This window comes from Bradyrhizobium sp. CCGB12 (assembly GCF_024199845.1).
GTDB lineage: Bacteria > Pseudomonadota > Alphaproteobacteria > Rhizobiales > Xanthobacteraceae > Bradyrhizobium.
In genome coordinates, this window is the sequence record NZ_JANADO010000001.1 from 3,349,485 (window position 1) to 3,364,591 (window position 15,107).

The 15,107-nt window shown below is 63.6% G+C and carries 13 protein-coding genes; 9 read left to right on the top strand and 4 right to left on the bottom strand.

What is annotated here, in order from left to right:
* Positions 1-101 precede the first annotated feature (101 nt).
* Both NLM27_RS16170 and NLM27_RS16175 read left to right on the top strand, forming a co-directional pair.
* Complete coding sequence (locus NLM27_RS16170; RefSeq protein WP_254144249.1) at positions 102-1,298, top strand: acetyl-CoA C-acyltransferase; 1,197 nt, start codon at positions 102-104, stop codon at positions 1,296-1,298.
* A gap of 112 nt (positions 1,299-1,410) precedes the next feature.
* Positions 1,411-2,706, top strand: coding sequence for an MFS transporter (locus tag NLM27_RS16175; RefSeq protein ID WP_254144250.1), 1,296 nt, complete (start codon positions 1,411-1,413; stop codon positions 2,704-2,706).
* Here the strand turns inward: NLM27_RS16175 and NLM27_RS16180 are convergent.
* From NLM27_RS16180 to NLM27_RS16190, 3 genes are all read right to left on the bottom strand, one after another.
* Complete coding sequence (locus NLM27_RS16180; protein ID WP_375142252.1) at positions 2,703-4,043, bottom strand: carbohydrate porin; 1,341 nt, start codon at positions 4,041-4,043, stop codon at positions 2,703-2,705. The genes NLM27_RS16175 and NLM27_RS16180 overlap by 4 nt on opposite strands.
* A gap of 63 nt (positions 4,044-4,106) precedes the next feature.
* The gene (locus NLM27_RS16185; RefSeq protein WP_254144252.1) at positions 4,107-5,123 is read right to left on the bottom strand and encodes a transporter; all 1,017 of its coding nucleotides are present in this window, start codon (positions 5,121-5,123) and stop codon (positions 4,107-4,109) included.
* A 117-nt stretch (positions 5,124-5,240) separates the two neighbouring features.
* Positions 5,241-6,023, bottom strand: coding sequence for an acetoacetate decarboxylase (locus tag NLM27_RS16190; protein ID WP_254144253.1), 783 nt, complete (start codon positions 6,021-6,023; stop codon positions 5,241-5,243).
* A 229-nt stretch (positions 6,024-6,252) separates the two neighbouring features.
* Here NLM27_RS16190 and NLM27_RS16195 point away from each other — a divergent pair, with 229 nt between their 5' ends.
* From NLM27_RS16195 to NLM27_RS16205, 3 genes are all read left to right on the top strand, one after another.
* On the top strand, positions 6,253-7,428 hold the full coding sequence (locus NLM27_RS16195) for a patatin-like phospholipase family protein (RefSeq protein ID WP_254144254.1): 1,176 nt from the start codon (positions 6,253-6,255) through the stop codon (positions 7,426-7,428).
* A 457-nt stretch (positions 7,429-7,885) separates the two neighbouring features.
* On the top strand, positions 7,886-8,686 hold the full coding sequence (locus tag NLM27_RS16200) for a type 1 glutamine amidotransferase domain-containing protein (protein ID WP_254144255.1): 801 nt from the start codon (positions 7,886-7,888) through the stop codon (positions 8,684-8,686).
* Between the two features lie 234 nt (positions 8,687-8,920).
* Positions 8,921-10,396: an FAD-binding oxidoreductase gene (locus tag NLM27_RS16205; RefSeq protein ID WP_254144256.1), complete on the top strand. Its 1,476-nt coding sequence runs from the start codon at positions 8,921-8,923 to the stop codon at positions 10,394-10,396.
* 40 nt (positions 10,397-10,436) lie between these two features.
* Here the strand turns inward: NLM27_RS16205 and NLM27_RS16210 are convergent, their stop codons facing one another.
* Entirely contained in the window at positions 10,437-11,231 is a 795-nt protein-coding gene (locus tag NLM27_RS16210; protein WP_254144257.1) for an IclR family transcriptional regulator, read from the bottom strand.
* A 237-nt stretch (positions 11,232-11,468) separates the two neighbouring features.
* Between NLM27_RS16210 and NLM27_RS16215 the strand changes: the two genes are divergently transcribed.
* From NLM27_RS16215 to NLM27_RS16230, 4 genes are all read left to right on the top strand, one after another.
* Complete coding sequence (locus NLM27_RS16215; RefSeq protein WP_254144258.1) at positions 11,469-12,629, top strand: aminotransferase class V-fold PLP-dependent enzyme; 1,161 nt, start codon at positions 11,469-11,471, stop codon at positions 12,627-12,629.
* Between the two features lie 29 nt (positions 12,630-12,658).
* The gene (locus NLM27_RS16220) at positions 12,659-13,552 is read left to right on the top strand and encodes an amino acid ABC transporter substrate-binding protein (protein ID WP_254144259.1); all 894 of its coding nucleotides are present in this window, start codon (positions 12,659-12,661) and stop codon (positions 13,550-13,552) included.
* A gap of 65 nt (positions 13,553-13,617) precedes the next feature.
* A complete protein-coding gene (locus NLM27_RS16225; protein WP_254144260.1) occupies positions 13,618-14,412 on the top strand; it encodes an amino acid ABC transporter permease in 795 nt (264 codons plus the stop codon).
* Positions 14,409-15,101 (top strand): amino acid ABC transporter permease, encoded by a 693-nt coding sequence (locus NLM27_RS16230; protein WP_254144261.1) that lies wholly within the window; start codon positions 14,409-14,411, stop codon positions 15,099-15,101. The genes NLM27_RS16225 and NLM27_RS16230 overlap by 4 nt, the downstream gene beginning before the upstream one ends.
* The last annotated feature ends 6 nt before the right edge of the window (positions 15,102-15,107 follow it).

The following is a 15,107-nucleotide window of genomic DNA, read 5'->3' on the forward strand; positions in this document are numbered from 1 at the left end:
ATCCGAACCACGACAATTTCTCATCCCTGCCGCGGTTGCATTTTTTGCGCCGCATCATATGATGATCGTAATCTTACACGTCATCGCCAGGGAGCCCCGTCATGGCCGAAGCCGCCGATCCCGTCGTCATCGTCTCCGCTGCCCGCACCCCGCTCGGCCGCTTCATGGGCGAGCTCTCGCCGGTCCCCGCGCACAAGCTTGGCTCACACGTGATCGGCGCGGCGCTGGAGCGCGCAAAACTCGCGCCCGAGAAGGTCGATGAGGTCTTTATGGGCTGCGTGCTGCCGGCTGGCCAGGGCCAGGCTCCGGCGCGGCAGGCCGCACGCGTGGCCGGCCTGCCCGATGCCACTGGCGCCACCACCGTGAACAAGGTTTGCGGCTCCGGCATGAAGGCGACCATGCTCGCACACGACATCATCCGTGCCGGCTCGGCCGAGTTCGTCGTTTCCGGCGGGATGGAGAGCATGAGCAACGCACCCTATCTGCTCGCGAAGGCACGCGGCGGCTATCGCGTCGGCCACGACCGCATCATCGACCACATGATGATGGACGGGCTTGAGGACGCCTACGAGACCGGCCGCTCGATGGGCGATTTCGGCGAGGCGACCGCGGAAGCCTACCAGTTTACCCGCAAGGACCAGGACGCCTACGCCATGGAGACACTGAGCCGCGCGCGCAAGGCGGTCGAGGGCGGCGCATTCAAGGCCGAGATCGCGCCGATCACGCTGAGCGAGAAAGCAGGCCCCCGCGTCATCGCCAATGACGAACATCCGCTGAAGGTCGATCCCGCGAAGATTCCCGGGTTGAAGCCGGCATTCCGCGCCAACGGCACCATCACGCCCGCCGCCTCCTCCGCGAACGCCGACGGCGCCGCGGCGCTGGTGCTGGCAAAGCGCTCGCTCGCCGATCGCAGCAGCCTGCCTGTTCTCGCGGAGATCAAGGGCCACGCCACCCACAGCCAGGAGCCGCAATGGTTCACCACGGCGCCGATTCCGGCGATCCGCAAGCTGCTCGACAAGGTCGGCTGGAGCGCGGGCGATGTCGACCTGTTCGAGATCAACGAGGCCTTCGCAGTGGTGGCGATGGCGGCGCAGCGCGACCTCGGCATTCCCCGCGACAAGCTCAACATCAATGGCGGTGCCTGCGCGCTCGGCCATCCCATCGGCGCGACCGGCGCGCGGCTGATCGTGACGCTGCTGCATGCGCTCAAGGCTCAGAACCTCAAGCGCGGCGTCGCGGCGCTCTGCATCGGCGGCGGAGAAGCCACCGCGATCGCGGTGGAACGGCTGGCGCGCTGACGCCTGAAAGTCCGAAAACGAGGGAACTCTGTCATTTGCGACAGACGCGTCCCGTGCCATCCTGCAAACTGACGCAGGTCTCTTGCGACCTGCCCATCAATACCGAGGCCCAATGATCTCGAACTGGCTCGCGGCAGCACTTTCCCGCCGCAATATCCACTACGGCTGGGTGATGGTCGGCGTGACCTTCCTCGCCGCGCTGATCAGCGCCGGCACGGTCGGCGCGCCCGGCGTGTTCATCGTTCCCCTGCAGAAGGAGTTCGGCTGGAGCACGGCGGAGATCTCGTCGGCGCTGTCGATCCGCTTCATTCTGTTCGGGCTGATGGCGCCGTTCGCCGCGGCACTCTTGAACCGCTACGGCCTGCGCAACGTCACGCTCGTCGCGCAACTGATCGTGGTCTCGGCGCTCGTGCTCTCGCTCGGCATGACCGAGATCTGGCAGCTCATCGCGTTGTGGGGAGTGGTGATCGGGATCGGCACGGGCATGACCGCCTTGGTGCTGGGTGCGACGATTGCCACGCGCTGGTTCGCAACAAGGCGCGGCCTCGTCGTCGGCATCATGACCGCGAGCGTTGCGACCGGCCAGCTGGTGTTCCTGCCGCTGCTGGCAAGCCTCACCGAACGTTACGGCTGGCGGCTTGCACTCGGCTTCGTCTGCATCATGCTCGGCATCTCGGCACTGGCGGTGCTGCTCGCGATGCGTGACCGTCCGAGCGATGTCGGCCTGCGCCCGTTCGGCGACGACGGCACCGCGCCCCTGCCCGCGCCGCCCGTCAGCCACGGCTCGATCACCGGCGTGGCGCTCGGCACGCTGCGCGACGCTTCGAAATCGACCGCCTTCTGGATCCTGTTTGCAACCTTCTTCGTCTGCGGCGCCTCGACCAACGGCCTCGTCCAGGTACACCTGATCCCGATGTGCCTCGATTTCGGCATCCCGCAGGTGCAGGCGGCCAGCCTGCTGGCGGCGATGGGCATCTTCGACTTCTTCGGCACGATCATGTCGGGCTGGCTGTCGGACCGTTACGACAATCGATGGCTGCTGTTTTGGTACTACGGCCTGCGCGGTCTCTCGCTGATCTTCCTCCCCTTCAGCGATTTCTCGTTCTACGGCCTCTCCATCTTCGCGATGTTCTACGGGCTCGACTGGATCGCCACGGTGCCGCCGACGGTACGCCTCACCGCGCAAAAGTTCGGACCCGAGCGCGCCAATCTGGTGTTCGGCTGGATCTTTGCCGGCCATCAGCTCGGTGCCGGCACGGCCGCCTTCGGCGCCGGCTTTTCGCGGACGGTCTATCAGAGTTATTTGCCCGCCTTCTTCATCGCGGGCGCGCTCTGCGTATTCGCCGCGCTGATCGTGCTGGCGCTATCGCGGCAGCCGAAGACCGAGCCGAAGCCTGCGATGGCCTAATACCGGATCGTGGTGGTGACGCCGAACACCGCGGCGTCACCGATCCGCGAGACACCGGTCGGATCGTTCGGGTTCGGGACACCGCCGGAGGGGCGGAACACGTACTGGAAGTAAGGCGCGATCAGCCAGCCCGGCTTGACGTGCGCCTCGTAGATCATTTCGATCAAGGTCTCGTTGCTGCGCACGGGACTCTGGATGCCGGTAAAGGCCTGCGTATCGATATCGAGGTTGCGCGCGGTGTTCGAGATCCGCAAATAGGCCATCGCCACGCCGAAGCGGTCGAGCGGCCGCCCGGGCGTGAAGCCGACGAAGCCGATGCCGCCATCGAGATAGAGGTCGATTAGATTGCGGTCCGGCGGACTATAGGCGATGCGGCCAAAGGCCGTGATGCCGGGGAGCGAGGCCGAGGTGCTGTTGTCCCGCACCTCCGGCGGGCGATAGAGCACCTGCTCGATCACCGCGAAGATGCCGTAATTGCCGCGAAGCTTTGCAGCAATGCCGCTGCCGCTGGGGTCCGCGATGGACAGGCCCTCCGCCGTAAAGCGCTGGCTGTCGAACGAGCCATAGTGCTTCCACGCGCCCGGCGTGAAATTGCCGGCGAGTGGACGGCCGCCGACATCGATGTCGTAGCTGAACCGGACCTGCCCGATCACCCAGGGCGGATCGTTGACGCGGAATGCCAGACCATGATGGTCGCGCAACTGCGGATCGACATCGCCCGGCCCTGACGGATCGCCGTTGAACACCGCGCCATAGGCCGTGATCTGATCCGATAGCGCCGCCCTGATGCGAATGCCGGGCACCGCGATCGGCGGTGCCGGGCCGCCGGCCGGAAGGTTGGACGCCTTGATCGCTGGCCAGCCAAAGGTCCCGTTGACGAAGAGGTCGTCGGTCTGGCTGTCGAAGAACTCGACGTCGGCGGCCTGCTGGCCAGCCCTGATGTTGAGCCGGTCGCCAAACAAGCTCTGCTCGAAATAGGCGTTGTAGAGCCGCTGATCGGGCAGCGCCTCGATCTCGCTGATGGTGGCGAGGTTCTGGACATAGTTGCGCGACAGCCCGCGGCCGTAGATCACGAAGGCATTGGCGTAGAAGCGGCCGCCGGTCCAGCCGACCAGCTTGTCGAGATCGGCGTCGACCGACAGATCTAAGCGGCCGAAATGGATGGCGCCGCGCGCGACCCCACCGGTCGCGTTGCCGATGTTGTCGGCGATATAGGTGGCGCCGAAGTTCAGGCCCTTGTTGGCGAGCCCGTCATGCCATTCGTTGAACCATTTTGGAAACAGCCATTCCGCCGCGCTCTCGTCCTTGGCGCCGGCGAACGCGTTCGTGCTTGCCACCGTGCTCGCCAGCGCCGCGGCCGCCAGGGATGTATGGGTACTCCAACTCACGATCGGCGCACGCTATTTGAAAATGCCCGTGCGCCGCATGAACAGATAGGCCGCGCCAATTGACGAAGCCATCAGCACCGCCGCCCACAAGAATCCGCTCTCGACGTCGGTGAGCGGCAGACCCTTGGTGTTCATTCCGAAGATGCCGGTAACCAGCGTCGGCGGCAACAGCATGGAGGTCACGATCGAGAGTGTGTGGAGGTGGCGGTTGCTCTCCTCCTCGTTCTTGAAGCGTAGCTCCTCCTCGAGCAGACGGCTGCGTTCGCGCAATTCGACGATGTCGTGATCGAGCCCGTCCAGCCGCTGCGCCAGCTTGCCGGCGTGGATGCGCAAGGCCGGTGCGAGATGATCGGTGTTCTTCTGGTCGAGGCGGTGAAACAGCACGCGCAGGCCCGTCAGCTGCCGATGCAACCTGACGCAGGTGCGGCGCAGCCGGCCGAGATTGCGGCGCATCTCCGGCTTGGCCTCGTCGGCGAGAATCCGCTCCTCGATGTCGTCGATCTCCTGGCCGAGCTTGTCGGCCATCCGATCCAGCGTATCGGCGACCTCGTCGACGATCTTCTCCAGGAGATGGGCGACATTGTCGACGCGATAGCCGCCTTCGAGCACGCGGCGCGTCGCATCCGCCGAGCACAGCGCCTGATGGCGGCCGCTGACCAGGAGATGCTCGGTCATGGCGAAGCGCAGGAACGCGGTCTCTTCGGTGGCGCTGTCGATCTCGCGTACGAGGTCGGAAAATACGCCGTAGACGCAATGATCGATGACGTGAAGCTGCTGGAACGTGTCGCTCGACAGCAGTAGCTCGCGCGCGAGCGGCAGCAGCGCTGATGCCGCGATCCACGACCGCACGCGTGCGTCGGTCAAATTGAAATGCAGCCAGAGCCGGCCGTCATGGCTGAACGCGATCGGCTGGTCGATCGGCAGCGCTTCGGCGCTGCCGTCGCCGTGCAGGCGGAATGCCCACACGAGGCCGGGAATGGCGGGTTCGGCATTCGATATCTCGCTGACAAGCTTTGCCGCCTCAGCCATGGCCAACCCCAACCGCCAACAATGCCCTGCATCCGGAAGATGGCTGACGACAGCTTCCGGACTTCGCACGGCTACTCAATTACGGCTCTGTTACAGTTTGATGATGCCGCGCCCGCCCTACTCCGCAGCCAGCCCCGTCGCGGCCAGCGCCTCGGCTTCCCTGACATAGTCGTGCACGACACGGCCGAACGGCAGCGTCAGGTCGGCGATGTAATGGTGCGCGCCGACGCAGCGGCGGACCGGGAAGTCGGCGACGGGGGCATTGACGTGCGGCACCAGATGCAGACGGCCAGGCCCCATCCACGAGCCCTTCGGCACGATGTCGACGAGGTTGATGGCGACGAGCTGGCAGACTTCCAGGCGGCCGTCGACGCCCGGGATCATCTTCAGATTGATCTGCGTCTTCGACAGCGTGGCCCGGGTGAGATCGCCGTTGCCGGCCATGCTCTCGTGCTTGTAGCCCATCGTGCCCATGGCGACGAGCTGGCCGGCATATTCCAGCGTGCCCGTCAGCGTGTCCTTGACGATCTCGAGCTTGGGATGGGCGTACTTCTTCGGAAAGCCCCAGATTTCGCGGCCGGCCGCGATCGGCGGATCATCGTCCAGATACATCTGCGAGACGAAGTTGACCTCCTCGCCATTGAGGCGTGCCGGAATGACGAGACCGGACTCGGTGTAGCTGCCGAAGCCGGAGGAATCCGGCATCTTGATCCATTCGTAATGCACGATCGGCTGGTCGATCGGCTCGAGCGGCTCGGGCAGGCCGGCGCGGATCAGGTCCGGATCGGTCTCGTAGGTGATGACGAGGAATTCGCGGTTGACGAAGCGATAGGGCCCGGCCGGGTAGCTCGGCCCGGCCGCCGGCATGGACGGAAGTCTCAGCACGTCTTCCCTGCGCATCCTGATCTCCTGTGTGATGTCTTATGTGATGCCCGCCCGGCCGCAACAGGCTTGGTGCGAATTGCTAGCGATCCTCATTGACTGCGATGTGATGAATTTCCGTCAGGCGCGTGACCGGCTGCCATTCGCCTTGCGGTTGACGTGCATGCAGCCGATGCATTGGCGCCGAAGTTGTCATCACCCCGTCACTGCTGGACGCAATCGTTTGCCGCAAGCAGGAGACATCGCCATGGACGCCCGCACGTCGCAACCGACATATCAGACCCATCAGCCGCCCTCGCGGGGCTGGCGGCCGGAGCGCTGCGACCGGGTCGCGCTGGTGCTGCAAGGCGGCGGCGCGCTCGGCGCCTACCAGGCCGGCGTTTACCAAGCGCTGCACGAGGCCGGCATCGAGCCCGACTGGGTCACCGGCGTCTCGATCGGCGCGATCAACTCCGCCATCATCGCCGGCAACAAGCCGGAGAAGCGGCTCGAGGCCCTGCAGATTTTCTGGGAGCGCATCACCAACCGCAAGATCTGGCACTACACGCCGGACGGCGACATCTTCCGCCAGTGGCGCAATCTCTACAGCTCCTGGATGACCTCCGCGATGGGCCAGCCGGGCTTCTTCACTCCGCACCAGGTCAATCCCTGGTTCAGCCCGGTCGGCGCCAAGACCGCCACCAGCTATTACGACACGATGCCGCTGAAGGAGAGCCTGCTCGAACTCGTCGACTTCGACCTCATCAACGAGAAGAAGGTCCGCTTCGCCGTTGGCGCGGTCAACGTGCTCTCGGGCAATTTCATCTATTTCGACAATGCCCATGACGAGATCGAGCCGGAGCACATCATGGCTTCCGGCGCCCTGCCACCGGCGCTGCCGATGGTGCGGATCGGCACCGATCATTTCTGGGACGGCGGCATCGTCTCGAACACGCCGCTCCAGCATCTGCTCGACCAGGAGGACGCGCTCAATTCTCTGGTGTTCCAGGTCGACCTGTTCAGCGCACGGGGCGTGCTGCCGCGCTCGATCCAGGACGTGATGGCCCGCCACAAGGACATCATGTATTCCTCGCGCACGCGCCACAACACCGACGTCTATCGCCGCACCCACAATCTCAAGGTCCTGCTCTACAAGGCGCTGGCGAAAGTCCCCGACGAGCAGCTCTCCGACGAGGACCGCCAGCTCAAGGCGAGCCTGCGCCGCATGCCGGAGATCGCGATCCTGCACCTGATCTACCAGCAGAAGGCCTACGAGGGCGACGCCAAGGACCACGAGTTCTCGGGCACCTCGATGCGCGAGCACTGGACAAGCGGCTATGAGGACACCAAGCGTACCCTGAAGCGCCGCGACTGGATCAAGATGCCCGATGAAGGCATGGGGCTCGTGGTGCACGACGTGCACCGGGAGACGGAGAGCGCGTAATGCGTCATCCGGGTGGCAGCTCAAACAAACAGTGCGAAAACAACCCCATGCACAGTAGCCGGCAGCAGTCGGATCAATGACTTAGCTTGGTGCGTCCGCAACGCCGTTTGACACGTCGGGCAAAACAGGGGCATCATGCCATTATTGCGGAATCGCACGAAGCATCCGCTTCAAGCCAATCGTCCCACATAGTCAGACTGCGCCGCCGCCCCTAGAATGCGCGCGGAATGACGTTGCGAGGCCTGCTTGTGCCCATCAGCGAACACGCTCACCTTTATGCCAACCACAGATTTTTGAGCCGACAACCGACGCTGTTTCCGAGCGAAGTCTCAGCGCGGATCGGCGCTTGTGCGCGTGCTTCAGGCCAGCCGCTGCTCGAGCACTAGGGCGAGCGTGTGAGTTTGGCCGTGATGACGTTCTAACCACCAGACGATCAAGCAAAACTCCTGGAGACACCATGTCCAAAGGAAAAGTACTCGTCGTCGGCTCCAACGCTACGCGTATCGAGATCCAGGGTGGAGGCACCGGTCCGACCGGCCAGTACCTCAATGAAACGGTCGTGCCGGCGATGGCGCTAATCGACGCCGGATACGAGGTGGTGCTGGCCACGCCTGACGGTACGAAGCCGTATATCGATCCGCCATCGGACTCCGCTGAGCATTTTGGCGGCGACGAGAATGCCTACCGTCGGGCCCGCACCTATTTCGACAGCGATCCGTCGATGACCGACGTGAGGACGCTGCGCTCGATCATCGACGAGGGGCTGGATCACTACGCCGCGGTTTTCGTCCCCGGCGGACAGGCCCCGGTGGTTGACCTCATGCAGGATGTCGAGCTCGGCAAGATCCTGCGGTACTTCCACGAGCGCAAGAAGCCGACCGCGCTGCTCTGCCACGGACCGATCGCGACACTGGCCGCCTTGCCGCACGCAAAGGAGTACCGCGCCGCCCTGATCGCCAGCGACAAGGCCAGGATCGCCGAGCTGGGCAAGGGCTGGCAGTATGCGGGATACAAGATGACGGTGTTCACGGCCTCGGAGGAGAAGCCAATCGAGGAGAACTTCCTGCACGGCAAGATCTACTTCACCATGCCGGACGCGCTTGGCGCGGCTGGTGGCGAGGTCAGCAGGAGCGCCATCGACTTCGAGCCTTACGTCGTCGAGGACCGCGAGCTCATCACTGGCCAGAACCCGCGGTCGGATCAACCCATCGCCGCAAAGCTGATCGCCGCGCTCAACCGCGCCACGGTGGCCGCCTGACGAAGCTGCAACGATCGTTGGGGGACCATCGTCCTCCAGCGATCCGGTCATTCTCCTTTGACCTGGATCAATTGCCGGACGTCAGGGATCGAGAACCTCCGGACCTGTCGATGCGGGCCCACCGGTCCACAGGGTCAAGCCACATTGTCGTTAGACTCCCCGCCGCAAACGTGGACAATGCCCTCAAGCGCTTGACGCGCGCAGTGCACACCAAGATGCGCCAGAGGAAACATAATGCCGGCAGCCTTCCCGTCGTCCCTCCCCACCATCCCGACCGCTCCTTTGACCACCGAGATGCGCGATGCGTTGCGCGCGATCGTCGGCGAGAAGGGCCTTATCGAGGACGACCACGGCAAGCAGCCGTTCGTGACGGATTGGCGGGGATTGCTGGTTGGCGGTGCGGGAGCCGTCGTTCGTCCCGCCAACACCGAAGAGGTCTCCAAAGTAGTCCGGCTCTGCCACGAGCACGGCGTTGCGATCGTGCCGCAGGGTGGCAATACCGGCCTGATGGGTGGGGCAACGCCCTGGCCAGCGCACACCGGCATCGTGTTGTCGCTCGGCCGCATGAACCGCATTCTGGAGGTTGATCCCGTCGGCTATTCGATGACGGTCGAGGCCGGCTGCGTTCTCCAGACGCTTCAGGAGACTGCGGCCGGTCACGACAGGTTCCTGCCCCTCAGTCTCGGCGCCCAGGGCTCGTGCATGATCGGTGGCAATTTGTCGACGAACGCCGGCGGCGTGCAGGTGCTGCGTTATGGCAATGCCCGCAATCTCGTCCTGGGGCTCGAAGTCGTGCTGGCCAATGGCGATGTCTGGAACGGACTGCGTGCCCTCAAGAAGGACAACACGGGCTACGACCTCAAGCATCTGTTCATGGGCGCCGAAGGCACGCTGGGCATCATCACCAAGGCCGTGCTCAAGCTATGGCCGGCACCGAAGGACGTCTGCACAGCGTGGCTGGCCATCCGCGATCCGCGCGCGGCCCTTGAGATCCTGTCCGAAGCGCACGCGGCGTCCGAGGACAATGTCAGCTCTTGCGAGTTGATGAGCCACGCCGCCATCGACATGGTGCTGCGCCATATCCCCGGCACCCAGGATCCGCTGAAGGCGGATGCGTCCTGGTACCTCCTGCTCGAATGGTCATCCGCGCGGGCCCGCCAGGACGAGGCCGAGGGCATGTCCGAGAAGATGGAGCAGTTCCTTGCCGATCAGCTCGAGGCCGGTCGCGTGCTCGATGCAGCGATCGCGCAGACGGTCGGTCAGTCGCGCAACATGTGGCGCATCCGGGAGGGCTCCGCCGAGGCCACCCGGGCCGAAGGACCGGCGCTCAGCTTCGACGTGTCGGTCGCGATCTCCAAGATCCCCGAGTTCATCGACAAGGGGCTCAAGGCCGTACTCGACATTCTCCCGACCATTCGCCCCTATCCTTTGGGGCATATCGGCGACGGCAATTTGCATTTTTCGTTGATGGGGCCCAAGGGCATGGATCGGCAGACACTGACCCAGTACACGCCCGCCATCACGCGCGCCGTGAACGATCTCGTCACCTCCATGGGTGGTTCGATCTCGGCCGAGCACGGCATCGGCCTGGACAAGCTCGACGAGCTCAGTCACTACCGCTCAAAGATCGAGCTCGACATCATGCGAACCATCAAGCGCGCGCTCGATCCGCAGAACATCATGAACCCCGGCAAGGTGCTGCGGCTGTGACGGAATGATCGGAGCTCGCGATCACGCGAGCACGGCGTCATCACTGCCCATCCGCGCCGTCATCGTCCTCGACCTGCAGAATGGTCTCCGACAGCAGCGCCGCGGCCTTTTGCAGCGGCGCTATGAACCGGTCCAGTTCGGCGAAGCTCACGCGCGCCACCGGTACGGAAACGCCCAGGCAAGCGATCAACTCCCGATCCGGTGACAGAATGGGAACGGCACATCCCACCACGCCCTTCACGTATTCTTCGTTGGTTTTGGCCCAACCGCGCCGCCGCGTCTCATCGAGAACCTTCATCAGTGCGTGGACGTCGACGACCGTGGTTTCCGTGAATTTGGTCAGGGGGAGCGCGCGGCACAGCTTCGCCCTGATACGCTCGGGCAGTCTGCTCATGTAGATCTTGCCGGTGGACGTGCAGTGCAACGGCGCCGCTTCCCCCGGGTTGAACTGAAGACCCTGCGGCTCCGAAACGCGGACACTGTCGACATAGGCGACGGAATTGTCGCGCACGACGCCGATCTCGCATTGCTCGCCGATTTCTCCCGCGACCGCCCGCAGGACGGCGTGCCGCCGCGCCGTGCGGAAGGCTGCTCCGATCACAGTGGCCGACAGTGTGACGAGCTGGTTGCCCACGACGTAACGCTTGGTCCCCAGCGCCTTCTGCAGGAGTCCGCGATCCTCGAGATTTCCGATCAACCTGTGCGCTGTCGGAAGAGGCAGCGAGAGAGCCTTTGCGATCTCCGCGGCCGAGACAGCTTTGCGCTGGTCGGCCACGTGCCGAACGATCGCAATGGCGCGATCCAGGGGCCCATCCTTCTCCAGGCGCTTCGTCATCTTCTCACCGGCCGAAATAGGTAGCGAAATCAAGATCAACGTCAAGCATTATCATTTTTCGGAATTAAATCTATTGAAATTCGACAATTTCGTTTGTCGAAATCAGGAAAGCTCATATTCTTGGCGTTGCCGGTGATTGACCAGAAGTTGTGCAACGCAGTCTCGCCGTTCCCAGAATCTCGCTCCGCCATTGGCCGAGACCCAAGGGGGTGACGGCGCGCCCAACAGGAGATGTGCATGTCTCGTCACTATGACGTCGACGCGGTGAGGAAGGAATTCCCCGCCGTCGAGCGGATGGTCTACCTGGATTCCGGGTTTCAAACGCCGCTCGCACGTCCCGTGAAGGCCGCGATCGAGCTCTTCCTTCGCGAGGGCTTCGAGATGGCCGGACCAAAAAGCGTCTGGCTCGACCGGGTGGAGCAGACCCGCGCCAAGGTCGCCCGCTTTCTCGGCGTGACCGCCGACGAGGTCGCCTTCACGAAGAACACGTCGGAAAGCATGAACATCGCGGCCAACGCGCTGCCGCTTCAGGCCGGCGACAATGTCCTGATGATCCACGGCGATCATCCGAACAACGCCTATGCGTTCCTCAATCTGCAGCGAAAGGGCGTCGAGGTCCGCTTCATCCCGATGACCGATATCGTCGATGCCGACAGCTTTGCGCCCCTCATCGACGAAAAGACGCGCGCGATCTCGATGTCGCATGTGACCTTCCACGCCGGCCACCGCTTCGACATCGAGAGCGTCGGCGCGATGTGCGCTAGGAAGAAGCTCTATTTCGTCGTGGACGTGATGCAGGCGATCGGCGTCGTGCCTGTTGACGCGAAGGCGATCGGCGCCAGCTTCATCGGCTCTGGAAGCCACAAGGGATTGCTGGTCCCGCAAGGGCTTGGGTTGCTCTATTGGGACAAGGCGCTCCAAGCGCTGGAGCCGACCTATCTGGCGGCCGCGAGCCTCGCCGAGATTCCGGAGGATCTGATTGCGCGCCCCGACAAGATGGCGCCCTCGCCGTCCGCTGGGCGGTTCGAGCTCGGCAACTTCAATCTGCCCGCGGTCCATGCTCTCGGCGCTTCCCTCGACATGATCGAGCAGATCGGGGTGCAGAACATCCAGAACCACTGCTTCGACCTCGGCGATCACCTGATCGCGAGCCTGGACGAGCTGGGCGTTCGCCTCGTTGGCCCGCGCGATCGACAGCACCGCGCGCCGCATATCTACGTCATCGCCCTGCCCGCGGCGGACTGGCTCGGCTATTTCGAGGAAAATGGCGTGCGCGTGTCGCCCGAACGAGACGGCATTCGCGTCTCGCTCGGCATGTTCAACACCGCCACCGACATCGATCGCCTGATCGATGTCGTTCGCAAGCGAGGGCTCACGCGGTCCTCGGCCGCAGCTTGAATTCGACAAACCATGGGAAGGTGAAAAGCATGAAGAAGCTCATTCAGGTGCTGGGACTTCTCCCGGGACTGATGGCCGTCAGTCCAACTCCCTCCGTGGCCGCCGACAGCCCGACGCTGGACAAGATCAAATCCAGCGGCGCGATCACCATCGGCTACCGTGAGGCATCGATACCGTTCTCATATCTCGGGCCCGACCAGAAGCCCGTCGGCTTCTCGCTCGATCTCTGCGGGGCGATCGTCGATCGCATCAAGGAGGCGCTGAAGCTGCCCAATGTGAAGGTGAACTACACCCCGGTGAACTCCTCGAACCGGATTCCACTGATCCAGAGCGGAACTGTCGACATCGAGTGTGGCGGCACGGCAAACGACAAGAAGCGGCAGGAGCAGGTCTCATTCTCCGTTGCCACCTTCGTCAGCCAGCCGCGATGGCTCGTCAAGGCGGATGGGCCCAAGAGCGCGGCAGACCTCAAGGGCAAGACCGTCGTCGTGACCCAGGGCTCCAACGCCGTCGGATTTGCCCAGGGCGTGAACGCAAAGGAGCAGCTCGGCTTCAACATCGTCCAGGCAAAAGACCACGCCGAGTCATTCCTGATGCTGACCACCGGGCGTGCCTCCGCCTTCATGGAAGACGACATCCTGCTTGCGGGCCTCAAGGCCGCGGCACCAAATCCCAATGCACTGAGGTTCCTGCCCGAGGGATACGCCAAGATCTACTACGGACTGATGTTCACGAAGGGCGACGCCGGCTTCAAGGCGCTCGTTGATGAGGTCCTGTCCAAGCAGATGGCATCGGGTCAATTCGAGAAGACCTATGCGAAGTGGTTCAACAGCCCGATTCCGCCCAAGGGCGAAAATCTCGCATTCCCGCTCTCCGAGACGCTCAAGGACAGGATCGCGCATCCGAGCGACGCCGTCGACTAACGCCGGCATCGTTCGGCTCTTCTCGCGAGGTCATCCTCGTTCGCACCTGCACCTGGAGGCTCGCGATGTTCGGAGTGCTGTTTGAACAGGCGGCGGACGGCCAGCGCTATATCGACTGGCTTCTGTCGGGTCTCGGCTGGACCCTGGCTCTGGCTTTCTTCGGCTGGTGGATCGCGTTCGGCATCGGCTTGATCGTCGGCGTGGGCCGCACGGTCCGGAATCGTTTCTTCTCGATCTTGGCCCGGCTCTATGTCGAGATATTCCGGAACATCCCTGTCCTGGTGCAGATGTTCCTCTGGTATTTTGTCTTCCCAGAGGTGGTGCCCAGCGCGGTCGGCGATGCAATCAAGCAAATTCCGCCGCCCTGGGCCTCGTTCTTCCCGGCACTTCTCTGCCTCGGGCTCTACACCGCGGCCCGCATAGCCGAGCAAGTCCGGGCGGGAATCGAAGCGCTCCCACGGGGGCAGATCGAGGCCGCGAGCGCCCTCGGTCTCGGCGGCTACCTCACCTATCGCTATGTCATCGTGCCGCAGGCCTTGCGCCTCATCGTGCCGAGCCTCACGAGCGAGGTCATGGGCATCTACAAGAACACTTCAGTCGCACTCACCATCGGCTTGATGGAGCTGACCGCTCAGGCCCGCCAGATCAGCGAGGCCACGTTCCAGACATTCTCGGCATTTGGCGCGGCGACCATCGTCTACCTGTGTCTGGCACTGATTGCCTATCAAACCATGATGCTGATCGACAGAGCGGTCCGGATTCCCGGCAGCGCCCCCGCCAAGCTCGCTTCTGATCAGGATCTGACTGCCGACATGCAGCAAGGCGGCGCCCTGCCCGGCGCCATGGAGGTTGTGAAATGAACACCCTCGATTTCTCGATACTCGCACAATCCTGGCCCTATCTCTGGTCGGGCCTCCTCTTCTCGTTGTCGCTCACGGCCGCCGCGTTCGTCATCGGCATGGTTCTCGGAACCTGCCTTGCGCTCGTCCAGCACTTCGAGATCCCCGTGCTTGCGCAGATTGTCCGCGGCTACGTCGCGCTGATCCGGTCCATCCCGCTGATCCTCGTCCTGTTCTGGTTCTTCTTCCTGGTGCCGATCGTGCTTGGGCACCTGAGCGGCAACGGCCGCCCGATTCCGATCGGCGCCACATATACGGCCTTCATCACCTTCGGATTGTTCGAGGCGGCCTACTACTCCGAGATCATCCGTGTCGGGCTGCGGGCGGTGAACAAGGGTCAGTTCGAGGCCTGCCAGGCACTCGCATTGTCCACCTACGACACCTACCGCCATGTCGTCCTTCCGCAGGTGCTGCGTGTTGCCAGTCCGATCATCCTGAGCCAGACGATCATCCTGTTTCAGGACACCTCTCTCGTCTACGTCCTCTCGCTGACGGATCTTCTGGGAGCCGCTTCGAAGCTCGCGCAGCTCAATGGCCGGCTCGTTGAAATGTACCTCGTTATCGCCCTGGTCTATCTGGCCATCAGCTCTGCAGCCTCGCAGTGTGTCGCCACCCTCCGCAAGCGATATGCCCTTGCCGCGGTGCGATGACCACCG